The following is a 23,579-nucleotide window of genomic DNA, read 5'->3' on the forward strand; positions in this document are numbered from 1 at the left end:
TCGCAGGTCTGTGCTCCCGGGCCGGGATCGGGGAATAATGGTTGGGGGTTAGGACTTCCCTATCCCCTTCTCCAAGAAACTTGCGTCTCGCTCACAGCGCCGGGATCTTCCCGATGAAGTAGTAGGCGATCTTTGCCGCGTCGCCGATATCGACCGCACCGTTGCCGTTGAAGTCGGCGGCGAGGTCGACCGCCGTCTTCCCGACGACCATGTAGGCCACTTTCGAGACGTCGCTGATGTCGACGATGCCGTCGCCTGTGACGTCGCCCTTGACCGTGACGGTGATGTACCCCGGCCGGGAGAGCGTGTCCGTGCCGCTCCCGGTGCTGACCGTGAGGTTCACGGTGTAGTTCCCCGATGCTCTATAGGTGTGGGTCGGGTGCTGCTCGGTGGAGGTGTTGCCGTCGCCGAAGGACCAGGACCAGGCGGTCGGGTTGCCGGCCGAGGTGTCGGTGAACCGGACGGCGAGCGGCGCCAGGCCGGCGGTGGTGTTTGCGGTGAAATTAGCGGTAAGTGGATATACCGGCATCGGATCGTCGCCGGCAAACTTCGCGACGAAGACATCGCAACCTCCTCCACAGCTGCTCTGGGATGCGTTCAGGGCCGGGAAGTTGGTAGATTCTGTAATCCCCGTGACCCAGACTCCTCCGGCGCCGTCGCCCGCAAGGGCATACCCAATATCCGTACTCCCTCCGCCCAGGTAGGCCGATAAGAGGAGGGTGCCGGACGACGAGAAGTGGGAGACGAAGGCATCCCACTCCCCTCCTCCATAGCTGCTCTGGTATGCGTTCAGGACCGGGAAATTACCCGATCTCGTCCCCCCCGTAACCCAGACCCCTCCGGCGCCGTCACCCGCAAGGGCATATGCATAATCAAGAGCCCCTCCGCCTGCGTAATCGTCGCTCCCTCCGCCCAGATAGGTTGATGAGAGGAGGGTGCCGGACGACGAGAAGTGGGAGACGAAGGCATCGCTATCAAAAAATAAAGAATTTCCCCCAAAGCCGCTCTGGTGTGCGTTCAGGACCGGGAAGTTGGACGACCAGGTACGTCCCGTGACCCAGATCCCTCCGGCGCCGTCACCCACAAGGGCATATCCATTATCCGAACTCTCTCCGCCCAGGTAGGTTGATGAGAGGAGGGTGCCGGACGATGAGAGGTGGGCGACGAAGGCATCCTCACTCCCTCCAGAGCTGTTCTGGTATGCGTTCAGGACCGGGAAGTCGGTAGATCTCGTCTCCCCCGCGACCCAGACCCCTCCGGCGCCGTCACCCGCAATGACACGTCCATCATCTGAATCCTGTCCGCCCAGGTAGGTTGATGAGAGGAGGGTGCCGGACGACGAGAAGTGGGAGGCGAAGGTATCCGCCCTCCCTCCAGAGCTGTCCTGGTATGCGTTCAGGACCGGGAAGTCGGTAGATTGCGTACGTCCCATGACCCAGACCCCTCCGGCACCGTCGCCCGCAAGGGCATGTCCCCGGTCATCATAACCCCCTCCGCCCAGATAGGTTGATGAGAGGAGGGTGCCGGACGACGAGAAGTGAGCGACGAAGGCATCATCATAACCTCCATGGTTGGTCTGGTATTCATTCAGGACCGGGAAGTCGTAAGAATATGTCCACCCCGTGACCCAGATCCCTCCGGCGCCGTCACCCGCAAGGGCAAATCCGTAATCATCCTGCCATCCGCCCAGGTAGGTTGATGAGAGGAGGGTGCCGGACGATGAGAAGTGGGCGACGAAGGCATCCGCGCCATACCCGCCACCAAAGGTGCTCTGGTATTCATTCAGGACCGGGAAGTCGGTAGAGTGCGTCTCCCCCGTAACCCAGACCCCTCCGGCGCCGTCGCCCGCAAGGGCATGTGCAGATTCATGACCCCCTCCGCCGAGGTAGGTGGATGAGAGGAGGGTGCCGGATGACGAGAAATGGGAGATGAAGACATCCGCGTTCTCACTCCCTCCAGAGCTGCTCTGGTATTCATTCAGGACCGGGAAGTCGGTAGAGTGCGTCTCCCCCGTAACCCAGACCCCTCCGGCGCCGTCACTCGCAAGGGCACGACTATACTCAGAACCCCCTCCGCCTAGATAACTCGAGTACACCAGTTCGGGGTCGATGATCAACACATACCCGGCATCATACTCCGCCACCCCGATACGAACCGATCCGTCATCGACGACATACTCCGCGGCCCGGTCGACCCTCTCCCCGCCGATCACCTGCCAGCAGGCGAGAGGGCTCTCGAGCAGCTCCCCTGCCGGCGATGCGAACCGTAACACGCCGTCCGCGTCGACGCGAGGCCCGCTCTCCCCTTCGTAGAGGAGTTCGATCTGCGAGGGATCTGCGCCGGGGGAGATGTGGAACTCACGCTTCAGCCTGCCGTTCTTCTCGGCATACACGAGATCGATCCCGGGATACAGGTCTTCGTATACGATCTCGGAATATACCGGGATGCCGCTCAGCCACTTCGACGAATCGTTCCTGGCGTAGTAGTTCACGACCCCCGTACGCTGACCGCCTGCCGCGAGATGCGTCTCCGGGGATGCACCGATAAACGACTGCCGGATAACGTCTCGTGAGGCGTTCTCGGCACTCCCGGGGGTATGGGCCAGCACAAGTCCGTCTCTCGTAAAGAAGACCGTCGATCCCTGGTACTGCAGGACGTACTCCACCCCGGGATCGTACTGGCCGACGTTCGGGATGAAACCCGAACTGAGAAGTCGATACTTCACTCCGTCGTCAATTTCAAGAGAATCCGGAGATGTGTCACCTGTTCCTGTGTCCGCCGCTGCTGCCGCCGGCGCCATCGCTATCAGTATAATAAGAACCATGAGAGAGAGCATCTGCTTCATCACGCCCACGTATCCGCGACGCCGATCCTGCCGGCGAGCTTCTGCCTGCCCGGGAGTCGAGAGGGGGATGCGAAGCAGGGGTATCGGGATGCCCGGAATGCCGGGATGGCTACGATGGTCGGTGAACGCCTCCCGATTGAGGAAGTCAGTCCCTCGTGATGCCGGATCGACTATCTGGCTACGTACAATGCTAATCTTCGGGCAGAGAAAAAGATTTCCCTGTTATCACGGGAGCGACAAACCTGCTTCGCCGGAATCGCCCTCACAAAATGACTTTGCACACGAGGGAGGGCACCAGGAAACCCCTTCGAGCGGCAGGCGGGCTTCTCTCCCCTTTGCGCGTTACCTACAGGCTCCCCGGCGGGCCGGCTGAAGGATAAGCGTTCCTCCTCACCCCAGCCTGTAAAAGACCCGGCCCGCCGCGAATATCGGGTAGTGTCCTAATTAATCATACTTAATAACCGTATGAAAAAATACGCTCCACGTGATCCTCCGGTCAATAATGCCTTCAACCATTCCAGGTGTTGATTTTCCATCCATTTCCTTCATGAAGTTCCAGTAGAACTGGAATACTGCCACCGCTGCTTCTAACCGGCATTTCAGTTTTGAGAAACACTTTGTTTTTCGGACGAGGCGACCGATCCGTTCTCGGAAGATGCCATTTGAATTTTCGATATCAGTCGTTTCGATCTCAGAGAGATCCGGTGATCCGATGACTATGCGTTTCAGCTTCTCAATGACTTTACCCTGCTTCCGAATCTTTATACTTTGGCCATAATTCACACAGGGGGATGCATAACGGTCGTTTAGGGCCTCCTCGTATTGATTGTTCCCATCTGAGTAGATAACAAGTTTTTCGTCGGGATACGGCAACGCGATCCGTTCATAGAGTTGATCCATCATATGATCGCATGTCTCCTGGGTGTGTTTCCCGACCGCAGCGGCAATGAGGAAATAGGTGCCTCGCTTTATGCTCGTGTAGACCCATGCATCACCTGCGAAATCTGATTCTGAGCCGTTGTTGACACCATGTTTTTCTTTTTTTTTACGAACGTCCAGAACTCATCACATTCAACCGGGGTCAATTCTAACTCCCGGATAAGGATGTCATTCATCTGGGTCGCATGTTCTGCAACGGCGGTCAGGAGGTTCCCGATGGTATCCCTGTGGTGGCCGGTAAGCCGTTCAATACTCCGAATGCCATTCTTTTCAACAAAGTGCTTACAAATCGTAAGGATCTCAGCCTCTGAAAGGTGCTTCCTGAAGAGGAGAGTGCCTTTCGTTTCCATAAAGAACTTCTTGCAATGCTTGCAATAGTAGCGTTGCCGGGACGTTTTTACGTCTTTCCCGCGTTTAACAATGTCTTTTCCTTCTTCCCGACGATAATAGTGACAGGCAGGGTTTTGACAGACGACATCGATACGTCCACGCGGTCTGGCCATCGAGATCACAAGAAGGTGATACGACGTGATCCAATATAAAGTATGCTATTTTAGGACATTACCGGATATCCGGGCACTCTTCCTTCAGAAATTCCGGGATCCGCTTCACGGCCTCACCGATGACCTCAAAGTTTCGTACCACTGCATCCTGTGCCATCGGAGAATCTGTGAACACTTCCCACCCTCCCCGGGTGTAGTCCTCAATTCTTTCGATAGATTCGATGATATGGATAAGGTAGAGCCTGTTATCGCTCACAATGGCACGGCCTCCCGGCAGATGCGATCTCTGATATACCAGTGCAGTCCCTTTTCAGTAACCACGTCAACCTTGCGGCCGAGCAGATCCTCCAGGTCCTGGGCGAGCGCGATATGGTCAAGGAGGCTCCTCCCCGGCTCGAACTCGACGAGGAGGTCGAGGTCGCTTGCCGGAGTCTCCTCGCCCCGTGCCACCGATCCGAAGATCCTGATCGTGCGGGCACCGTGCCTGATCGCGATCTCAAGGATTTCGCCTTTTATTTCGAGCAGTTCGGTATGCAGACTCATCCAACCAGTTCTCTGCATCGATCTTATGGAGCAGGGGACTATAAGGGTTCGCCCGGGCCGAGGCCGCGGGAACCGATCCTGCAGCTCGCGCCGTAGGACCCGCCCCCTTCACTCCCCGCTCCCCCCGTAGACCACCTGCCCGAAGCTGATGCACCCGTCCCCGAGCGGGTACTCCCGGTTCATAACCACCTCAAACCCGGCGGCGCGAACCTCACCGACGATCGTCTCCCGGATCGCCTTATTATACGCCACCCCGCCCGAGAGCGCCACCCGGGGGATCCCCCGCTCCTCTGCCGCCCGGGTGGCTATTCCGAGTCTTGCTGTCCCTCTTCTGAGAAGTCCTTCCCTCCCGGTCCCCTCACAGCGCCGGGATCTTCCCGACAAAGTAGTAGGCGATCTTCGCCGCGTCGCCGATATCGACCGCACCGTTCTCGTTGAAGTCGGCGTCAGGGTCGGCCGGGGTCTTCCCGACGACCATATGCGCTACCTTCGCGACGTCGCCGATGTCGACCTCACCGTTCCCGTTGAAGTCGCCCTTGACGCGGGTGACGGTGATGTAGTCGAGCCAGGAGAACGTATCCGAGTCGCTCCCGGTGCTGACCGTGAGGTTCACGGTGTAGGTGCCCGGGGTTGTGTAGGTGTGGGTCGGGTGCTGCTCGGTTGAGGTGTTGCCGTCGCCGAAGGACCAGAGCCATGCAGTCGGGTTGCCGGTGGAGGTGTCGGTGAACTTTATCATAAGCGGGACGGTACCACTCGTTTTATTGGCCGAGAAGTTTGCGACTGGCGACGGGGTGGTGACAGGTGCGAATTTTTGGATACGATTGTTGTACTTGTCTACCACGTAAACATTCCCGCCTGCATCAATCGCGATACCTGAAGGTTTGTTGAACTGGCCTATGTCGGAGCCGGATGAACCCCATTTTTCGAGGGGTTCTCCCCCGGTACCGAAAGTTCTGATCTGGTCGTTATCATAATCTGCGAGATAGACGTTTCCCTCATCTACAGCGATGCCAAAGGGGTGATGTATACCCTCGCCGGAGAGCATCCACTTCATCAGGAAACCACCGGTAGCATTGAACTTCTGGATCCGGAAATCGCTCGAGTCTGCGACATAGATATCGCCGTCATCGTCCACCGCGATGCTGAGCGGGAACTGGAACTGCCCGTTGCTTTTGCCCATGCTCCCCCACGCCCTGATGAAGCTGCCTGTGTTTGTGAAGGTCTGCACACGGTTATTTCCCGTATCGACGACATAAACGGTGCCGGATCTATCCACTGCAATACCCTGCGGGCCGCTGAACCTCCCGTCACCGTTGCCAACATCTCCCCACTCCCCGCTGTAACTACCTGTGCTTGTGAACTTTTGTATGCGGCTATTCAGGTAATCCACCACATAAACAAAGTTATCTCTGTCCACTGCAACACCCCGCGGCCCACGGAACTCTCCGTTACCGGTTCCTTCCGTCCCCCAGGCTCTCACAAACTCCCCGGTGCCGGTGAAGACCTGGATGCGGTTGTTGCCGCTGTCGGCGACATAGACGTTACCGGACCCGTCCAGCGCGACCCCGGATGGGGAGGTGAACTGCCCGTTGCCGGACCCCTCTGATCCCCATTGTAGTATCGGGGTATAGGGGTCGCCGGTCAGGTACCCTTCCGTTGCTGCTGCCGACGATACCAGTGTTATCAACACACAGAGTGTAGCAAGAACGACTGTTTTTCTTCGTACCATGTCAATCACGTCATACCAGATGCATATTCTCCGTCGGGGAGGCGGATAGGCGGGAAAGCCTCTTGCACAGCCGGGCCGTCAGGAAAAAATGGATGATCTCAATGCCGTCTCGTCCACGCGATGAAGAGTATTCCTCCTGCTATCAGTGCAACGGGTGCATAGACAAGCGGGGCCTGTTCGGGGTCCGGGGTCCGGGTCTCAGCCTGTACGGGAACAGGGGATGTTTCTGCCGTAACGGGCGTTGTTGCGGCAGGGGATGCCGATGTCTCGCGTATCACGGACCCTTCTCCCGGTTCGGTCACCTCAGGGGTAACCGTCCCCTCCGGAACCTCCGTTGGTGCCGGGGTGGTGTCACCACCACCACCACCCGAACTCACCCGGGCAGGGGTCCGGGCCGGAGGCGGGGTTGCATCGGTCACAACCGTGAGGTGGACAGCAGTGGGGCCGCCTCCTGTTTCAAAGACTGCGGTCGTGCCGGTGGGAACGCCATTGACATGGAAGGTGACGATCGCCCCATCCGGGATCTCCCCCTGGACAAGGAGAGGAGGAGCATCACCTCTGCCAAAACTCCCCCCTACGGTCGTCACCGGGTTCTGAGACCCGGCGGCGAGCGTGCCTTCGCTGACCGTGGCTGAGACTGTTGTCCCGTCGGGTGCGGGCGCCCCGTTCACCACGACGTCGCCGTTGAAGGCATGGGGTAGTAGAACAGGGATTGCCGAGACGGCTGAAACAAGCGCCGCCACCGTAAAGATCAGGAGGACGGCGATACCGAATCGTGATAGCTGCATCAATTCACACTCCAATTAATCTTCTTTTTTCCCCAGAACGTAGGTGAATCGTGAAGATGTTTTAGCACGATTATCACGATGCACCGGGTTCATTGGGAAAAAGGGGTTTTAGGGTTTTCTGGTGTAATAGTACGCTCCACCTGCGATCAGGAGGATGACGATGACACCGATGATCACAAACATCCAGGGGAACTCCCCGGTTGACGCGGGCGTTGCTGGTGTTGCCGGCGTTGCTAGCGCTGCTGCCTGAGGTGTTGTTGCAACGGGTGTCGTGTCGACCGGAGTTGCAACCGACGCTTTAGAGTCGGTGAAGACTCCAAAGATGCTGAAATGCTTGATCGTTGCAGAAAGCGTCCGCGTATCTTTGTTCACCGTTGCCGGGACATCCTCCCATGCCTTTGAAACCGGGTTGTACCATTTCACGGTAAGACGAGACGTGTCCTGGTCTGCTTTTGCCACGATCGCGTCCCATTGCGCCTCGGTAAATTCAAATGCCAGTCCCGCAGACGGCGAGAACGTCGCACCCGCGGGTGAGCAGGTCACCGCATGTCCGGCAAACGAGAAGGTCGCGCCGGAGGGAACTGTCGGGACGTTGGCCGCGGCAAGATCGTCGATTGAGACTTTGCCAAGCGGTTTTCCGTCCTTATCGAGCGCGTACACGCCCTTGCCGAGGGAGAGTTTCGCCTCTTTTGACGCCGATTCCACGATGTACGACGTCAGGAGCTGGCCGGCCGAGTTGGTCTGGAGTGAAGCAGACCCGACCGCCTTTTCTGTCGGGAGGGCGCCGCCTCCACCGCCGCCTCCACCGCCACCGCCTCCGCCGCCCTGGCTAACGGTGATGTAGTTTGCGCGAGTCTTTGTATCGGAACCGGCGGCATTTGTTGCTGTCAGGTTGACGGTATAGGTTCCGGCAGTGCCATACGTGTGGACCGGGTTCTGCTTGGTCGAGGTTGCACCGTCACCAAAGTTCCAGAGCCATGATGCCGGTGCGTTCGCCGAGTGATCGGTGAATTGTACCGTTACCGGCAGGTTCCCGGATGTGGGTGCCGCGGTGAAGTTGGCGACCGGCCTGGCGATGGTGATCGGGGCAAACGTACTGAACTTCGTCGTCCATCCGGTGATGGTGCGTGCTTCTTCGTCGACGGTCTGGTTTGCAAGGGGCTCCCAGGCGTTCAGGGTCGTGTCGAAGCGCTGGAGCAGGGTGCTGTTCCCCTCTCCAAAGAGGAGTGCCCATTCTTCGGCTGTGAAGGTGACGGTCACCGGGATTGCCGGGTTGAACGTCGCTCCTTTCGGTTCAAAGACGAACGCTTTGTCTCCTGCAGCAATCATCGCGCCCGCCGGCGGCTCGGGGACGGTGCCGATTGGAGCAAGGCTGATGGAAAGGTTTGTAATCGGTTGATTGTTCACCAGAGCAACCGTTCCTTCAGGGACGGTGACATTGGCGTTCCCCTCATAGGTAACGATGATCGTCTCGCTTGCTTCTCCTGTCGTCTGGTTGATCTTGTTGGTGACATCTTCCGTCTTCTTCGGCGGATCGACTGCGATGTAGTCTCTCCTGACCAGTGTATCGGAGCCGGCTACGTTCGTTGCCGTGAGGGAGACAGTGAAGTGGTTTCTTCCGGGTGTCCGGATCGCAAACGTGTGGACCGGGTTCCGCTCGGTCGAGGTGGCGTCGTCACCAAACTCCCAGAGCAGCGACGTTGCATCGGTCGAATGGTCGGTGAATTGGACGGTGAGGGGCGTTAACCCGTTCGTGGGTGCCGCGGTGAAGTTGGCGACCGGAAGCGGTGGCGGGGTAAGCGATCCGGTGATCAGGATCACGCCGACGGCCTGGATCGAGTCGCCAGATGCCCCGAGACGGACACTTCGTATGGCCGCTTCGTTCACCCCGTCCGTTAACCGATCCGTCACATTATAGACAGAGAAACCGACCTGTGGATCCGGGTTTTCCTCATATGCCGGCCAGAAGCCGGGATACTCCTTCCCGTTGAAGAGGAAAACGCTCTTTCCTTCGACCGGGCGGCCGTTGACGATGGCAACCGCGGTTGCATCTCCCGTCAGTGCGGGTCTTACGCCTTCAAACGGTGCATATGCGGTTGCCTCTTCGTCATCTGTGCAGTAGCCCGGGTGCGACTGGAGGATGTCATACCCGTTGTTCACCCGGATTGTCTTCTCGGACTCCCCGGGATGTTCATAGACGACGATCAGGTAACTTCCGTAAATTGCATAGTCGGCACCATTCTCGGCGGTGATGCTGAGTGTGTTTCCGGAAGAGCGGAAATCGTCGGTTACGTTGTAAACAAGAAGCCCGCCGGGGTAGTCGTAGGCTCCATACCCTTTCCTGTCGGTATGGCATTCCGACGGCAGAACAACCACATCGTTGAAGGTCATCAGCGGTGCGGGTTCAGTCGCCATCTTGTTCCAGGTGTATCCCTGGTAGAGGGTGGCCGACCTGATCGTCGCTCCTTCCGGTACGGTGAGGTTCTCCGCCGTCCACCTGACCGTCTCCCCGGTCCAGAGATTGCCGGCGTATGCGGCATCGCCGGTCGAGTAGACGACATTAATGCGGCCGGTATAGGTCGCGGCGGTTACAAGATCGCTCCCGTCTGTCCAGCACTTGCCCTTGTAGCCGTTGTAGTAGACTGTGGCGGTTTCCCTGTGCTCCTGGACCTCTGTGCCGTCGTCAAGCGTGACGACAACGTCAACCTCGCCTGTCGCGCCCGGCATATACCCGGTGAAGTTCACGAGGGCATACCCATACGGCAGGATCTCCGGGACGTTGACGGTGGAGTCGTATGTCCCGATGCTGAGCCTGACATCCAGATCCTCTGCGGGGAGGCTGAAGTTGTTGCTCACGTTCGCCTGGATGGTGTTTGATTCGAGCGCGAAGAGTTCGCGGTGGCCTGCATTCGCATCCGGGTTGTAGGTCACCGAGGTGATCTCCGGCGGGACAGGTTCCCAGATGACCGAGAGATTAACGGTTGTCGGTCCCCCACCTTGCCTGAAAACTGCTGTCTGGTCTGTCTTGATACCAAATACATAGAAACTGACAATTGCCCCCTCGGGGATGTCGGTTCCCTGGACGAGGAGGGGAAGGGCTTCTCCCTTGCCGTAACTCCCCCCGACTGTCAGGACGGGGTTTTGCTCCCCGGTGTTGAGCGTGCCTTCGCTGACCGTGGCCGAGACGGGTGTCCCGTCCGGTGCAGAAACCCCGTTCACCTCGACATCACCGCAGAACGCGTGGGGAAGAACGGGGAAGGCCATAGCAGCAGGGACTGCCGCGGAAACGGCCAGAACCAGCAAGGCTACGATAATGAACGGTGATAGCTTCATCTGTTCACACTCCCTGGAAATAAAATGGGGCGGAAGAGCCGCCATTTCAGATAGGCTGCTCGGTGGCGTGGTGCCCGCCGTCACCAGGGAGTACGCCGAAGTCCTTGCCTCCGTTCATGTAGATCCAGTAGCCGTCGACCGGACTCATCCACTGGTTTTTCAGTCCGAACTCCCAGTCTTCATATGTCAGGGTCGGGAGATACAGGTCTCCGGTCATTCTGTTGAGTGCGCCCTGGCTGACGAGTGTCGTGATACCCGTTCCCTCCTGTTCCCCGACCTGGATGTATCGGAGCGGCGAGAGGAGCGCCCCGGCGTTGTTCTCTGTCCCGACACCGATCAGGTTCCAGCCTGCGTAGAGTGTTTTCGTGCTGAGCGGCTGGAACTCTGCGAAGTTCGCTGCAAACCAGCCGGGTCCGGTGCTCTTGACATAGAGCGCCTCGACAGGTTTGACGTCGCCCACGGTCGCTGAGGAGAAGGTGCCGGTTGCTGCATCGTACTTGTATACGAGATCAGCGTTCACAAACTCCGAAGCGGTCGAGTCGACCCACTGGCTTGTGGAGACGAGGGTCCAGCCGTCGTTCAGAGGCTGAATCTGGTCGAAGGCTTTCGTGACCTTGTTCTCAGCAGGGTGCTTCTCGAAGCGGGCAAGCACGCCTCCATCCTCGGAGGGGATGTATCCATCGGCATACGAGATGGCAAGTTCGTTGCCTTCCTTGATCACCTGTGTCCACAACCCATTGTCGACCTCGAGTACAAGCGTCCTGTTGTCGTTTTCAAGCCAGGCATCCTGGAACCATACTGAACGCCATCCATCAACGTACATCTCGAACCCGTAAGACCCGGAAATAGGGACGATCTCCTTGTCGAAGGTGATGTACACCAGGTTGCCGTATTCGTTCGTCTCGACCGTCTCGATGACCGGGCCGTCGGTCTTTGTGTATGTCGTCTCAATCACGTACGGCGGAGCCAGCGTGCCGTAGCCGTAGTACGATGATATGGTTTCAGCTCCTTCTTCGGTGATCGTCACGACGATCTTCTGGCCGACTTTGAGGATTTCACCATCGAATTCGATAGCGATCCAATTCCCGGCACCTTCTTCAACCTTGTAGACCCTCCGGGGGGTTCCGTCGACCGTTACGGTGATGTGTGTCCCGTTGACGAGTTCACCCCACGACACGTACTGCGAGAAGCTCAGGCCGACCCGCTTTTCAACGTGGTCCAGAACTACCAGGTCTTCGATGTACGGGGCGCCGTGGTACTCCATATACTGCGTGGAGGAGGTGCACTCGATCAATGCTTTGCCTTCGCAGGTGATCTTGTCAGCACCGCTCTTCGTGACGGTTATGACGACGGACTGACCTTCCTTGACGGCCTCTCCCTTCACGGTCGCGATAAGCACGTTGCTTGCATTCTCCACACTACGGTTCTCGATATCGACGACCCCGCGGGCACCGCCTGCGATCGTCGCCGTTATGTCGACACCGCCCTTGAGCACCTGGCTCCAGGAGACCGGTTCGTCGAACAGGAGTTCAATCTCGTTTCCATCGCCCGCAACCTTCGTGATGGTGATCTCGGTCAGGATTGGGCGCTTCTTGTTCTCGATACGCTCGTCGAAGGCTGCGAGGAGTCCGCCGTCTTCAGCCGCAACGCTGCCCGGGGTGTAAGTGAGGTTGACGGTGTCGCCGGCTTTGATGGTGTCATCTTCCCTGATGGAAAGGACGATCCTCTTCTTGTTGTCGCCATCCAGAGCACGGCTCTCGAATGTTTTCTCTTCGCTGTTCACCACGAACCCGAATCCGTTCGGTTGGTTGTTCTGGTCGGCCATGTTCCTGTCGAACTCGACGATGATGGCCCTGCCAAACTCGTTGGTCCATGCATCGACGAACACCGGCGCAGTCTCCGCGGTATGGGTCACGCTTCGCGTGTTGCCGCCGAGCATCTGCACTTCGCCGACTGTCTCTCTGATCTTTCCAGCACCCGAAGCGGTGATCGAGATCTCCACTACCTGCCCTTCTGTGACCATCGCACCGGCAAGTTTTACAACCATCGTGTCTGCTGCGTCTTCGCTGGAGTAGGCAGGCGTAATGGCGGCAATGTCCCGGTATTCTCCGTTGATCATCGCCTTAATATCAGAGTTCTTGTATAATGTCTCCTTAGCAAAGACGGGCTTGCTGAAGTAGAGCGTGACATTGCCCATCTCTGCATCCGTTACCAGGATCTTCTCAAACTCCGGCGGTGCGGCGTAGATCGCCTTCACTGATGCTTTGCCGGCCATCGGAACATATTGGGTCGTCTCCTTGATCTCGGCAGCTCCCAGCTCAGTGATCGTGATGATGACTTCCTGTCCATCCTCAGTGATAGGTTTGGATAACACCAGGGTCATCATCTGCTGCGACCACCAATTCGGAGCGACATCAGCGAACTCAACCGGTTCTCCATCGACCGTTACGGTGATATGGGTGTCGTTGAGGGTGTTCTCCCAGCTGACATACTTATCGAAGTGCAGTTCGATGTTGGTTCCGCCACACTCGGGCTTGAACTGGATCGGATCCTGCTCACAGAACGTCGGGGGGAGGACGTATCTTATCGAGGCCGAATCCCATCCGCTCATTGTGTTGTTTTCCGAGCTGGTCTCCTTGATCTTCTGCGCTCCACATCCTGTTATCTCTACGTAAACCGTCTGGCCATCGCCGATAACCGGGCCGGAGAACGTCACATCAAGTAGATTCGATGCATCCTCGTAATTACGTGGTCCGATCTCTGTGGCCACACGGGTGTCCCCACCGACCCGGACTACAATAGCATTACTTGGGCCATCACGCAGAGGCGAGCCCCACCAGACGGGTTTACTGAAGTTCAGGGTGACCATCTTGGTAGCCGCATCCTCATCGGTGAGCGGATCGATCTGCACCAATACGGGCGGCATCACGTTCTCGACGGTGATGTTTGTGAAGTTCAGCAGCACGCCGTGGTCGTCAGACCGGACACTGCCCCTGCCGTAGGTCAGGGTGACGGTGTCGCTGGATTCAAATGACGGCCATACATCAAGAACTAATGTTTTATTGTCATCCTGGCGGGAGATATCCCAGAAACCAAGTTCATCCCCGTCGTTCACACGGTACGTGAACCGATCCCAGTTGTTACCCTCGGGATCGGCCATATCCTTGTCAAACGTGACGAGGATCTGGTTGCCATCCGCGTTCGTCTTTGCGGCAACAACTCCGGGCGAAGCCGGCACGTTGTTCTCGACCGTCAGGTTCTCAAAGGATGCAAGCTTACCATTATTCTGAGATGTAACATCACCTCTGGTGTAACTCATGTTGACGATATCCCCTGCTGCTATCAGGGCCTCACCATCGACTTCAAGCGAGAAGGTCAGGTTGTCGGCACTGAGTGCGGCATCGCTGAAGTCTCTCTTAACGTCGTTGACGAAGAACGTGAACTGATCGTGTTTGCCAGCGGGCTCGTTCATCTCCCTGTTGAAGGTGATGTTGATAAATTCCCCGTCTGTGGTGGTATTGGCACTCAGGACCGTCGGCGGCTCCGGGACGAGGTTAACCACGTTCTTACCGGCAAAAGTCCTGAGTACGCCGCCATCATCAGACTTAACGTCACCTTGCGTGTAGTTCACGGTGACAGTGTCGCCAAATGAGATCTCTTCATCGCAGGTGAGCACGATCTTATGGTCGTCCTGATCGTCAAGAGCAACGGCAGCAACGGCATACTCCTCCCCACCAATGGTGAAGTTAAACTGATCGTGTTTGCCCGCGGGATTGGTCATCGTCTTGTTGAACTCGATGATGATCTGCGTCCCATCCTCGTCCGTTGTTGCGTTAACGAATTCCGGGGGGATAAGATAGGTAACTTCCTGCGTTACGGTCTCATCGGGCATAGAATCCAGTGATGCCGGATTCAGTATCTTTAAAGCTCCGGAACTGCTGAGCGTGACATTCACCACATCACCATGCCCAAGGGCCGGGCCAAGGAAGACCAGATCCATCGTAGGTGCCGGGTCAAGACCAATCCTTGCTGGAACATCAGGAGTGGAGGTTCGCTGAACGTCGTTAACAGCAACAATAAAATCTGTGTCCCCGAGAAGAGTCTTCCATGCAACGCTTTCATTAAAATTCAGAATGACCCAGTTTTGCCCGGGTGCTGTTGAGTTTATCTCAACGCTCGTGTAGGCAGGTGCTGCCATTGCCGGCACAACAAACGCTACTGCCACGAGCAGCATCAAGCCCGGGATCAGCCAGGCTATTCGCTCACGCGATCTGGAGTACCCTTCGGTACCCTTCGGTACCCTTCGGTACCCTTCGGTACCCTTCGGTACCCTTCGGTACCCTTCGGTACCCTTCGGTACCCTTCGGTACTCTTCGGTACCCTTCGGTACCCTTCGGTACTCTTCGGTACCCTTCGGTACCCTTCGGTACCCTTCGGTACGAAGGGCACCCCCACATTCGCCAATCTCACAATCATCAGTCTCCTTATTACCTCAAAGTGCCGTTCAAGCATCTTTTACGGCAATGAGATGATATATCCCTCGAGTTTATAAACCTAACGAAAAATAACCACGACAATTACACTCCCCGCACATTTTTTTAAAAATTTCCTTCGGACCGGGCAATATCCTGCCCCTCATATCAAACAAATCTGTCTGCCGGGTCAATCTCTCAACCGCACAACGACCGCCAGTGTGAGGCAGCCACAGCAGGTTACAAATGCCGGTAAAACCGCGCGCGTGCACTCACCCCGCCGGACAGGCGTGCTTCTCTCCCCTGTGCGCGCCGCCAGCCGGTCCCGGTGCCTCTCCGGCTGATCCCTCCTTCTCCGCCTTCAACGAACCGGCCAACCTGATTACTCCGGATCCAGAACGTGACCGAGCGCGATATGCCGCCTGACCGGTATCGAAACCCCTTCCTTGCCAGTGCGATGGTCGAATTGAAGATGATCGACACCATCGGCAGCGGGATCAAACGGATGTTTCGGGTACAGCGGGACCGCAATTTCCCGATGCCTGATTACGATCTCGATGAAGAAGGTGTGGTGCGGGTCACGATCCCCGGCCGGGTGATCGACGAGAGGTATACCAGGATGCTGATCGAGCGGAAGGATCTGACGCTGATGGATGTGATCGCCCTCGATAAAGTACAGAAGGAGTATTCCATCATGCCGGAGGAGCGGACTGTTCTCCGGAAGAAGAAACTCATTGAAGGGCGGCATCCGAACCTCTATGTTTCGGAGAGTGTTGCGGCCGAGACTGATACGCGGGCCGATTATATCAGAAAGCGGTCGTTTGACAAGGTATATTTCAAGGATATGATAGTAGCGTATCTCAAGACCTATCATGAGGTGAAGAGAGCGGATATTGAAGACCTGCTGCTGGACAAGGTGTCCGATGCTCTGGACGAGGAACAAAAGCGCCAGTTCATCAAGTCCCTCCTGAAGGAGATGCGAAAGGAAGGGACGATCGTGGCCATCGGGAAGACAAGGGGCACGAAATGGGTGCTCTCCCCTCCCCTCCAGACAGAGATGGTACGATTGGGGATCTGATTGGGGAAGATTGGGGAAGTGATCTCAAAGATATGGCATTATATTGTAAGATAAGCGCCAATTCATCGATATCATGAAACATGGATTGGGGAATGATTGGGGAAGTGATGCCAAATGTTTGGACTTGAATCACGAAATAAGCGGCTCTGCGTTGGTACTGTAAACCTGGGATTGGGCGAAGATTGACGAAGATTGTTCGAATCGACGCCAACTATTTGAACCTGGATCGTGAAATAGACGGTTTTGCGTTGATATTGTAGAACCGGGATTGGCGAAAGATTGGCGAAAGGTTGCAGAAGGATACCGTGGTCCCAGAGGGCCGGACAACCATGACCACCTTGCCGCCCGCGACCCGGCCTGCAAATACTGCAGGATCGGTTCCGCAGTTGTCACATGATCCGCCGAAGGCGTTGCCTGAGCGGATCGTTGGTAAAACCTCCAGACAAACCTGATCGACCCGCCCCCTCTACTCCCCGCTCCCCCCGTACACCACCTGCCCGAAGCTGATGCACCCGTCCCCGAGGGGATACTCCCGGTTCATAACCACCTCAAGCCCGGCGGCGCGGACCTCACTGAGAACCGTCTCCCGGATCGCCCGGTTATACGCCACGCCGCCCGAGAGCGCCACCCGGGGGATCCCCCGCTCTTCCGCTACGCGAACCGCCATCGCGGCGACGCCTCTCGCGAGATTGTACTGGAACGACGCGGCGATATCGTTCACCCGCTCCCCGGCCGCGGACCGCCGGTATGCCTCGGCAAGGAGCGACCGGGTCGAGAGGACCTCGCAGCCCCCGTCGCGCAAAAACTCGCTCTCCCATGCCGTCGCCTTCCCGGCATACGCCGCCGACTCGAGCTTCATCGCCGGCTCGCCGTCGTAGGTCCGCTCCCGGCAGATCCCGAGAAGGGCTGCGGCGGCGTCGAGGACCCTCCCGGTGCTCGAAGTTGCGGCGACGTTCAACCCCCGCTCCACCTGCCGGGTGAGGACCGAGAGTTCCATCTCGCTCCATCCCCGTGACGAAAGGAGGTCCCGGACCCCCGAGGTCGGCAGGATGCCGTAGAGCATCCGCTCCGGGAACCGGGTGGCGAGGTCGCCGCCCGGCATCGGGACGACCTCCAGGTGGGCGACCCGGTCGAGGTGCGGGACCGTCCCGCTAAAGACCTCGCCGCCCCAGATCGTGGCGTCGTCGCCGTAACCCACGCCGTCGATCGCGATCCCGACGCACTCCTCCCGGGTCGCGGCGGCGATGTGCGCCCGGTGGTGCTGGACCGCGAGGAGTTCCGCCCCGGCCGCCTCGGCAACCTCGCGGGCGTAGCGGGTCGAGAGGAACTGGGGGTGGAGGTCGTGGACGATCAGATCGTATCGTGCGTCAAGAAGCCCCCCGATCCGCTCCGCCGTCTCCTGCAGGTAGGCGAGGGTCTGGGGGTTCCTGACGTTCCCCACGTGGGGCGAGGTGATGCAGAACCCGTTCCGGTAGACCGAGACGTTCGCGTTCAACTCCGGCCCGACACTGAGGATGGTTGCATCCCCGAGGTCGATCGCCGCCCGCTTCGGGGCAAGGCCCCGGGAGAGACGGATGATGTAGCCGTCCCGGACGACGGAGTCGTCGCACCGGTTGACGATCCGGCGATCATGGGTGAGGATGTAGTCCACCTCCTCCGAGAGCCGGCCGAGGACGATCTCAAGATCCGTGATCATCGGGTAGCCAGGCAGGTTCGCGCTCGTCATCACCAGGAGCGGGTGGGCGAGGTTCGCAAAGAGGAGGTGGTGCAGCCCGGTGTAGGGGAGCATGCACCCGATGGTATGGAGCCCCGGATCCCGGGTGCGACGTATGGTCCTTCTTTCGAGCACCACGATCGGCCGTTCCCGGGACTGCAGGATCCGCCGCTCTTCTTCCGAGACGACCGCGATCCGCTCCACCTCCTCCGGGGTCGCCATCACCGCGAGCGGCTGCTCCGTCCGGCCCAGGCGGCGTTTCAGAACCGGGGCCGCCTCCTCGGTGCAGGCGATATGAAACCCCGATCCCCCGGATGGCGACGATCGAGCCCCCGTCGATGAGGGCTGCCGCCTCCCGGATGGGATCTGCGGCCGCAACCAGCGTCCCGTCGGCCTTCAAGAGAGCGAGTTGCGGCCCGCAGGCGGCACAGGCGATCGTCTGGGCGTGGTGCCGCCGGCAGGACGGGTCGTGTATTTCGCTCTCGCAGGCGCCGCACATGGGAAACTCCGCCATCGACGTCCGCTCCCGGTCGTAGGGGATGGCAGTGATGATGCTGTACCGCGGACCGCAGTTGACGCAGGATGTGGCCCAGTAGCCCTCATGCCGTCCCCCGGCGTGAACATATCGGCGATACAGTCGTCGCAGGTGCCGATATCGGCAGGGATGAATCCGGAGAGGCTCCCGGAGCCGCTCTCGAGGATGGTAAACGTATCGGGCGGGTTGTCGCGCAGATCCTGGACGTCCTGGAATCTATGTGAGATAACGGCGTTCCCCGGAAACGGCCTCGAGGAACTCCTCGAAGCGGTCACCGAACGCATGGATCTCCACCTCGCTCCGAGAGATTTTGACGGTCCCGGTGATCCCAAATTCCCGGGCCTTTGCATAGACAAAGGGACGAAATCCGACCCCTGAACGATGCCCCGGATGATGATTGTGCCACGTATACGCATTGAATATTCAGCAAAATTTATGGAGTTATACAACGATATAACAATAGGGTATCGCATTGACGGGACATATTAAAATTCTTAATGATCCGGTTGAACTGGTTCCTCTTCTTATAACGTTCAATAATGCTGATTATAAAAAATCTACGAACTTTAAACAAAAGCCTGGCTGACCGAGGAGGAACCGGGACCTACGCCGGGACCTCGATGGTGACCGAGTGCCTCTCCATCCTCAAGAAGGGAAACTTGATCGAAGAACAGTGGCGGATGCCGAAGCCCGGAGAGAAACCGACGAAGCGGGCGGGCGACATACAGCAAATTCGGGCCAGCTTCCAGTGTTCCATGGGCGATATCGGAACCCTGCACATCGCCATCTCAAACGACGAGAGTCTTCGCACAATTGTGGATTCGGTTGAACAGGAGATCCTGGGCGGGACCACCTCGATCAGCGATATATCCAGGAAATACGGCGTGAGTCCAACCTTCATCAAGGGGCTGGCGAAGGATCCCCGGCCTTGACGTGAAAGGACAGGGAATGGTGTTGTTTGACCGACTTCACTGACGATCCTCTCTACCGTCATCTTACGCAGCAAACGGGAGGCCACCCGGTTCCAGATCTGGTGGAGATCGCCGAGCACCAGCCGGCCGTCCGCCAGCAGGAGATCGCCGGGAAACTCGGCGTGACGCCGCAGGCCGTCTCCGAGCCATCCGGGAACTGGTGGATGAGGGCTGGTCACCGCTCACGGCCGGGGCCGGTATGAGGTGACGAAGAACGGGATCGAGTGGGTCCTGCGGCACGCCGAGGCGCTCGAGGCCTATGCCCGTCACATCAACCGGGATATCATCCAGCAGGTGGCCGTCTGGACGGCCGTCGCCCGCGAGGATATCCGGAAAGGGGATACCGTCGGCGTCTTGATGCAGGACGGGTGGCTCTACGCGACAAAGCAGGCGCAGAGCGCCACAGGCAGGGCGACCATGGACGCGAAACCCGGGAGGACCTCGGCGTCGCCCCGGTTAAGCGGCATCATCGAGCACGAGGAGGGCTCATCCACGTCTGCAAAGGTGCCGCGGGTCGAGCAGGGCGGCTCAAGGCACGTCAGGACAGACCTTCTTCGGGACGCCGTCCGGGACGCGGAGATGGTGGCCGCCGTGGGCCTCGAGCCCTACGTAGCCCTCAGGAAGGCTGATATCGAGGCCGGATATGTTCTTCGGATCCCGTGAAGGGGTTATCGAGGCGGCATTCCACGGGCGGGAGTGCGCAATACTTATCGTTGATGAGGAGTTTACCGACTTCCTCAAGCGACTGGAGACGGTGGGGCTCACCTATACGATCCACGACCTGATCGCACCATGAAGGTTATCGTCCAGCCCCAGAAAGGCACGTATAAACTGCTGTTTTGTCGAGGGCGGCCGTGTCGAGGGGTTCCGGGTTCGTCGACCTGACCCGCAACCCCGAAGGGCCAGCGGCCAAAGAACTTCAAGATGCGCCGGCGCGGTAAACGGCTCAAGCCCACCCCGACCCGGGACCTGATCACGCTCTTGCGCCGGTCTTCGGTCCACCTTGCGGGAAGAGCCCGGAGTTCGAGTCGTTTCTTGCCGACCTCCAGATCCCGGTGTCGCGGATCGACATCTGTCGGTTCTGCGAAACCGAGGACCGGTTTGTTCCCATCGATAAGACGACCGGCGTCCGCTACGGCGGGGAATGGATCTGCCTGGAGTGCGCAAAGCGCGAGATGCGCCGGGCTCGGCTACATGGGCAAATTCGGCGGCTCCGTCCTCGTCCACCTCGAAACTCCTCGCCCAGGTCCGGGACCTCGACCGGGTGCTGGGATCGGTGGGTCCCGACCATCCTGACCGGAAGCGGACCCTCTTTGACCGGCTGGAGGCGCACGAGGTCAGAAGACGGCCCATATCACCGAACTCCCGCTGCCCGCGGCGTTTGCGAAGCCGCCGGGGTCGATGCTGATGCCTGTCCAGCAAACCGCCGTCCAGAACGGGCTCCTCGAGGGGCAGCACCTCCTCGTCGTCTCCGCCACCGCGAGCGGCAAGACCTTCATCGGTGAGATGGCCGGATGAAGAACTTCCTTGAAGGGCGGGGAGAATGCTCTTCCTGGTCCCGCTGGTCGCGCTCGCGAACCAGAAATACCAGCGGTTCCGCGACCGTTACGGCCACCTGGTGAGGTCACCCTCCAGACCGGGATGAGCCGTCTCAACCTCCCGAGACCCGGCCCGCGGGAGACCGGGACGTCCATGCTCCCGTCGTGGTAGGGACCTACGAGGGGATCGATCACGCTCCTCCGACCGGGGGATCGCTTAAAGGACATCGGGACCGTCGTCATCGATGAGGTCCAGATGCTCGAGGACCCGATCGGGGCCACCGTCTCGACGGGCTGATCGCCCGGCTCAAGCATATCGCCCCGGAAGCCCAGTTCCTCTACCTCTCGGCGACGATCGGGGCTCCCGGGCTGCTCGCGGAGAAACTCCGGGCAAACCTGGTCCGCTACGCCGACCGGCCGGTTCCGCTCGAGCGGCACCTCATCTTCGTGGAACGGTCTAAAAAGATCGGGTTCATCAAACAGATGGTCGCCGAGGAGTGCAGATACGGTCGTCGAAGGGCTACCGGGGCCAGTCGATCGTCTTCACGAACTCCCGGGCCGCTGCCACGTCATCGCCGACGCTCTCGGAAAGATTGCCGCCCCCTACCATGCGGGGCTGACCGCGCAGGAGCGCCGGGACGTGGAGCGGCGGTTCGCGAACGGGAGGTCGGCGCCGTCGTGACCACGGCCGCGCTTGCCGCCGGCGTCGACTTTCCGGCATCTCAGGTGATCTTTGACGCCCTTGCGATGGGCATCCAGTGGCTCACCGTCCAGGAGTTCCACCAGATGATGGGCCGCGCCGGTCGGCCCGATTTCCACGACCTCGGCCGGGTGGTCATCCTGGCGGAGCCCGGGGGTTCGTACTCCAGATCGTCCGGGAAGACCGAGGAGGAGGTCGCCGTCGGCCTTCTCAGTGGCGAGATGGAGGAGGTCGCTCCCGAGTACGACATGGAGCAGAGCACGGAAGAGTTCGTGGCGAACGTCGTGGTCTCTAGCGGCGACGAGCAGGAGGTGATCCGCATGACCCACACGATGGTCGGGGCGCTGGAGCCGGCCCTCCCGACACTCCTTGACTACGGGCTGGTCCGGCGGAGGGCCGGCCGCATCGAACTCACGGATATGGCCCGGGTGATGGCCGAGCACTTCATCGGCGTCGAACGCCTGGTCGAGATCAAGGACCTGGTCCGGCGGATGGACGATGCGGCCGATGTCGTCGCGGAACTCGAGTGCGCCGAGGAGAAGGAGCCGTCGTAAGGACGGGACCGGGCTCCCTCATCGGTAGCGTTCCAGGTACTCCCGGACCTTCTCCGACTCAACCCACCCTTCGTCGAGCTGCATGAGAATCTTCTTAATCTGCCGGACCTGCTCCTGGATCTTCTCCGCCCGCTCGTCCTCGATGAGGTCGGCCATCCCCTGGACGACCTGAAGGGGGTTTCGGATGTGGTCGGTCAGGACCGCAAACTGCTCGATGTTCCTCTCGATCTGCCGGTATGCCTCCAGCCTCTCCCGTTCCATCCGCGCCCGCTCTCTCATTTCGCGCCTGAGACTCTCGTTTGCCGCCTGGAGTTCGTTGGTCCGCTGCGTCACCAGTTCCTCCAGGCGGTAGCGGTAGTCCATCAACTCCTTCTCGGCCCTTCTCCGCTCCGTTACGTCCCGCGCGATGATGAGGATCGCCGGGGTGCCCTCGAGGCTGATGCGGTGAATGGTCGCCTCGGCGGGGATCCGTTCGCCCTGCCGGGGGATCAGGTCGGCGCTGTAGAGGTGGTGGTCATCTCGCTCGAAATCGCTCCTGATGAGGATGACTGAACGGGGAGCGAGGGCGAGGAGATTCTCCCGGGCATACCCGAGAGTCCGGCAGGCGAGCGCGTTTGCGTCCAGTATCCGGTAGGGCGTGCCCTCCCTCCCCACTGCGCAGACGAGCAGGAAGTCGTTCCCGCTGTCGAAGAGGAGACGGTAGCGGTCCCTGCTCTCCAGGAGCTCCTGCCGGGAACGCTCCAGATCGTCGAGCATCCGGTTGACGTCGCCGGCAAAGCGTGAGACCGGGTCGTCCTCGCCTGCGGGGAGGCGGGTGCGGGCGTCACTGCCTGCCCGGATGGCCTCGATGCTCGCCCCCATCCCGGCGATGCGGGCGACCACAGCCCGCTCCTTGAGCCAGACCCCGAGGAGCCCAAAGGCGATCCCGGCGATGAGGAGTTCGAGGAGCAGGATGCCCACGGCGTCCCCTACCTCCCCCGGAATCCCGGACGGCAGGGCGACAAGAATGGACGAGGCCGGAAAGCGGGCACGAAGCGTACAGAAGTCCACAGGGGGGGCGGCCGGAAGCAGGAGTGTATGCTTGCAGTGGTCCATGAGATGTTGTACTCTTGCGCCGGGCAGAGAGATGCCCGTAAGCCTGCAGGGGTCACCCGGCCGCGCTGCAGATGTTTGATACGACGGTTCCGGCGCGCTATCCCACCTGCACGCCTTTGTATCCCATGATAGTAAAAAAGGTATATTAATTTATCTCATGTGAGAGAATGACATGCGGTCAGAATGGCTCTTTTCGGCTGGTAGAGTTAATGTTTCGGGGAATCCGAACGACGAACGGCCGT

General features: G+C 59.2%; 21 protein-coding genes and 1 pseudogene. 8 read left to right on the top strand and 14 right to left on the bottom strand.

Translation table 11 applies throughout. The features are described 5' to 3' along the window. Positions 1 to 91: 91 nt before the first annotated feature. The 10 genes from QZ408_RS02295 to QZ408_RS02340 form a co-directional block, all read right to left on the bottom strand. Positions 92 to 2,824 carry an SBBP repeat-containing protein gene (locus tag QZ408_RS02295; RefSeq protein WP_292489411.1) on the bottom strand — a complete coding sequence of 911 codons (2,733 nt, stop codon included), beginning with the start codon at positions 2,822 to 2,824 and terminating at the stop codon, positions 92 to 94. Between the two features lie 465 nt (positions 2,825 to 3,289). Continuing rightward, positions 3,290 to 3,748, bottom strand: a complete 459-nt coding sequence (locus QZ408_RS02300) for a hypothetical protein (protein WP_292488904.1) — start codon at positions 3,746 to 3,748, stop codon at positions 3,290 to 3,292. Between the two features lie 65 nt (positions 3,749 to 3,813). Beyond that, positions 3,814 to 4,134 (bottom strand): hypothetical protein, encoded by a 321-nt coding sequence (locus QZ408_RS02305; protein WP_292489413.1) that lies wholly within the window; start codon positions 4,132 to 4,134, stop codon positions 3,814 to 3,816. Between the two features lie 211 nt (positions 4,135 to 4,345). Continuing rightward, positions 4,346 to 4,543: a HepT-like ribonuclease domain-containing protein gene (locus QZ408_RS02310; RefSeq protein ID WP_292489415.1), complete on the bottom strand. Its 198-nt coding sequence runs from the start codon at positions 4,541 to 4,543 to the stop codon at positions 4,346 to 4,348. Next, entirely contained in the window at positions 4,540 to 4,848 is a 309-nt protein-coding gene (locus tag QZ408_RS02315; protein WP_365995371.1) for a nucleotidyltransferase family protein, read from the bottom strand. The genes QZ408_RS02310 and QZ408_RS02315 overlap by 4 nt, the downstream gene beginning before the upstream one ends. A 90-nt stretch (positions 4,849 to 4,938) precedes the next feature. Beyond that, positions 4,939 to 5,214, bottom strand: coding sequence for a hypothetical protein (locus QZ408_RS02320; protein ID WP_292489417.1), 276 nt, complete (start codon positions 5,212 to 5,214; stop codon positions 4,939 to 4,941). After that, entirely contained in the window at positions 5,189 to 6,517 is a 1,329-nt protein-coding gene (locus QZ408_RS02325; RefSeq protein WP_292489419.1) for a PKD domain-containing protein, read from the bottom strand. Before QZ408_RS02325 ends, QZ408_RS02320 begins: the two co-directional genes overlap by 26 nt. Positions 6,518 to 6,657: 140 nt before the next feature. Next, positions 6,658 to 7,347 carry a hypothetical protein gene (locus QZ408_RS02330; RefSeq protein WP_292489422.1) on the bottom strand — a complete coding sequence of 230 codons (690 nt, stop codon included), beginning with the start codon at positions 7,345 to 7,347 and terminating at the stop codon, positions 6,658 to 6,660. Between the two features lie 108 nt (positions 7,348 to 7,455). Beyond that, positions 7,456 to 10,680: a DUF3344 domain-containing protein gene (locus tag QZ408_RS02335; RefSeq protein ID WP_292489424.1), complete on the bottom strand. Its 3,225-nt coding sequence runs from the start codon at positions 10,678 to 10,680 to the stop codon at positions 7,456 to 7,458. 46 nt (positions 10,681 to 10,726) lie between these two features. Next, positions 10,727 to 14,914 carry a SwmB domain-containing protein gene (locus tag QZ408_RS02340; protein WP_292489426.1) on the bottom strand — a complete coding sequence of 1,396 codons (4,188 nt, stop codon included), beginning with the start codon at positions 14,912 to 14,914 and terminating at the stop codon, positions 10,727 to 10,729. Positions 14,915 to 15,552: 638 nt separating this feature from the next. Here QZ408_RS02340 and QZ408_RS02345 point away from each other — a divergent pair. Then, a complete protein-coding gene (locus QZ408_RS02345; protein ID WP_292489428.1) occupies positions 15,553 to 16,230 on the top strand; it encodes an ATP-binding protein in 678 nt (225 codons plus the stop codon). A gap of 466 nt (positions 16,231 to 16,696) precedes the next feature. Here the strand turns inward: QZ408_RS02345 and QZ408_RS02350 are convergent, their stop codons facing one another. Next, entirely contained in the window at positions 16,697 to 18,322 is a 1,626-nt protein-coding gene (locus QZ408_RS02350) for a Sua5/YciO/YrdC/YwlC family protein (protein WP_365995375.1), read from the bottom strand. On the opposite strand from QZ408_RS02350, the gene QZ408_RS14800 reads away from it, so the two are divergent. Next, a complete protein-coding gene (locus QZ408_RS14800; RefSeq protein WP_365995454.1) occupies positions 18,259 to 18,480 on the top strand; it encodes a hypothetical protein in 222 nt (73 codons plus the stop codon). The genes QZ408_RS02350 and QZ408_RS14800 overlap by 64 nt on opposite strands. On the opposite strand, the pseudogene QZ408_RS14805 reads toward QZ408_RS14800, so the two are convergent. Both QZ408_RS14805 and QZ408_RS14810 read right to left on the bottom strand, forming a co-directional pair. Continuing rightward, positions 18,390 to 18,695: pseudogene (locus QZ408_RS14805) on the bottom strand (hypothetical protein); the annotation flags it as partial. The gene QZ408_RS14800 and the pseudogene QZ408_RS14805 sit on opposite strands and share 91 nt — an antisense overlap. Beyond that, positions 18,696 to 18,902 carry an acylphosphatase gene (locus QZ408_RS14810; protein ID WP_365995451.1) on the bottom strand — a complete coding sequence of 69 codons (207 nt, stop codon included), beginning with the start codon at positions 18,900 to 18,902 and terminating at the stop codon, positions 18,696 to 18,698. A 116-nt stretch (positions 18,903 to 19,018) separates the two neighbouring features. On the opposite strand from QZ408_RS14810, the gene QZ408_RS02355 reads away from it, so the two are divergent. The 6 genes from QZ408_RS02355 to QZ408_RS02370 all read left to right on the top strand — a co-directional run bounded on the left by QZ408_RS02355 (position 19,019) and on the right by QZ408_RS02370 (position 22,242). Next, on the top strand, positions 19,019 to 19,411 hold the full coding sequence (locus QZ408_RS02355; RefSeq protein ID WP_365995377.1) for an ArsR family transcriptional regulator: 393 nt from the start codon (positions 19,019 to 19,021) through the stop codon (positions 19,409 to 19,411). Between the two features lie 26 nt (positions 19,412 to 19,437). Further along, a complete protein-coding gene (locus QZ408_RS14815; RefSeq protein WP_365995379.1) occupies positions 19,438 to 19,653 on the top strand; it encodes a hypothetical protein in 216 nt (71 codons plus the stop codon). 1 nt (position 19,654) lies between these two features. Next, positions 19,655 to 20,113: a hypothetical protein gene (locus QZ408_RS14820; RefSeq protein ID WP_365995381.1), complete on the top strand. Its 459-nt coding sequence runs from the start codon at positions 19,655 to 19,657 to the stop codon at positions 20,111 to 20,113. Beyond that, positions 20,094 to 20,246 carry a hypothetical protein gene (locus tag QZ408_RS14825; RefSeq protein WP_365995383.1) on the top strand — a complete coding sequence of 51 codons (153 nt, stop codon included), beginning with the start codon at positions 20,094 to 20,096 and terminating at the stop codon, positions 20,244 to 20,246. Before QZ408_RS14820 ends, QZ408_RS14825 begins: the two co-directional genes overlap by 20 nt. Positions 20,247 to 21,485: 1,239 nt before the next feature. Beyond that, positions 21,486 to 21,608, top strand: coding sequence for a hypothetical protein (locus QZ408_RS02365; RefSeq protein ID WP_292489430.1), 123 nt, complete (start codon positions 21,486 to 21,488; stop codon positions 21,606 to 21,608). A 58-nt stretch (positions 21,609 to 21,666) separates the two neighbouring features. Beyond that, positions 21,667 to 22,242, top strand: a complete 576-nt coding sequence (locus QZ408_RS02370; RefSeq protein WP_292489432.1) for a hypothetical protein — start codon at positions 21,667 to 21,669, stop codon at positions 22,240 to 22,242. A gap of 18 nt (positions 22,243 to 22,260) precedes the next feature. Here QZ408_RS02370 and QZ408_RS02375 read toward each other — a convergent pair whose 3' ends face one another. After that, positions 22,261 to 23,292, bottom strand: a complete 1,032-nt coding sequence (locus tag QZ408_RS02375; protein WP_292489433.1) for a PAS domain S-box protein — start codon at positions 23,290 to 23,292, stop codon at positions 22,261 to 22,263. Positions 23,293 to 23,579: the final 287 nt, after the last annotated feature.

Origin of the sequence: Methanoculleus sp. 10, assembly GCF_913757945.1 — an archaeon.
GTDB lineage: Archaea > Halobacteriota > Methanomicrobia > Methanomicrobiales > Methanoculleaceae > Methanoculleus.

Bases quoted from the DNA above. Each gene is read 5' to 3' on its own strand.
- QZ408_RS02295 (WP_292489411.1), bottom strand. From the start codon at position 2,824: ATGGTTCTTATTATACTGATAGCGATGGCGCCGGCGGCAGCAGCGGCG.
- QZ408_RS02300 (WP_292488904.1), bottom strand. From the start codon at position 3,748: ATGATGGATCAACTCTATGAACGGATCGCGTTGCCGTATCCCGACGAA.
- QZ408_RS02305 (WP_292489413.1), bottom strand. From the start codon at position 4,134: ATGGAAACGAAAGGCACTCTCCTCTTCAGGAAGCACCTTTCAGAGGCT.
- QZ408_RS02315 (WP_365995371.1), bottom strand. From the start codon at position 4,848: ATGCAGAGAACTGGTTGGATGAGTCTGCATACCGAACTGCTCGAAATA.
- QZ408_RS02330 (WP_292489422.1), bottom strand. From the start codon at position 7,347: ATGCAGCTATCACGATTCGGTATCGCCGTCCTCCTGATCTTTACGGTG.
- QZ408_RS02335 (WP_292489424.1), bottom strand. From the start codon at position 10,680: ATGAAGCTATCACCGTTCATTATCGTAGCCTTGCTGGTTCTGGCCGTT.
- QZ408_RS02340 (WP_292489426.1), bottom strand. From the start codon at position 14,914: ATGCTGCTCGTGGCAGTAGCGTTTGTTGTGCCGGCAATGGCAGCACCT.
- QZ408_RS14800 (WP_365995454.1), top strand. From the start codon at position 18,259: ATGGCGACGATCGAGCCCCCGTCGATGAGGGCTGCCGCCTCCCGGATG.
- QZ408_RS02355 (WP_365995377.1), top strand. From the start codon at position 19,019: ATGCTGATTATAAAAAATCTACGAACTTTAAACAAAAGCCTGGCTGAC.
- QZ408_RS14825 (WP_365995383.1), top strand. From the start codon at position 20,094: ATGTTCTTCGGATCCCGTGAAGGGGTTATCGAGGCGGCATTCCACGGG.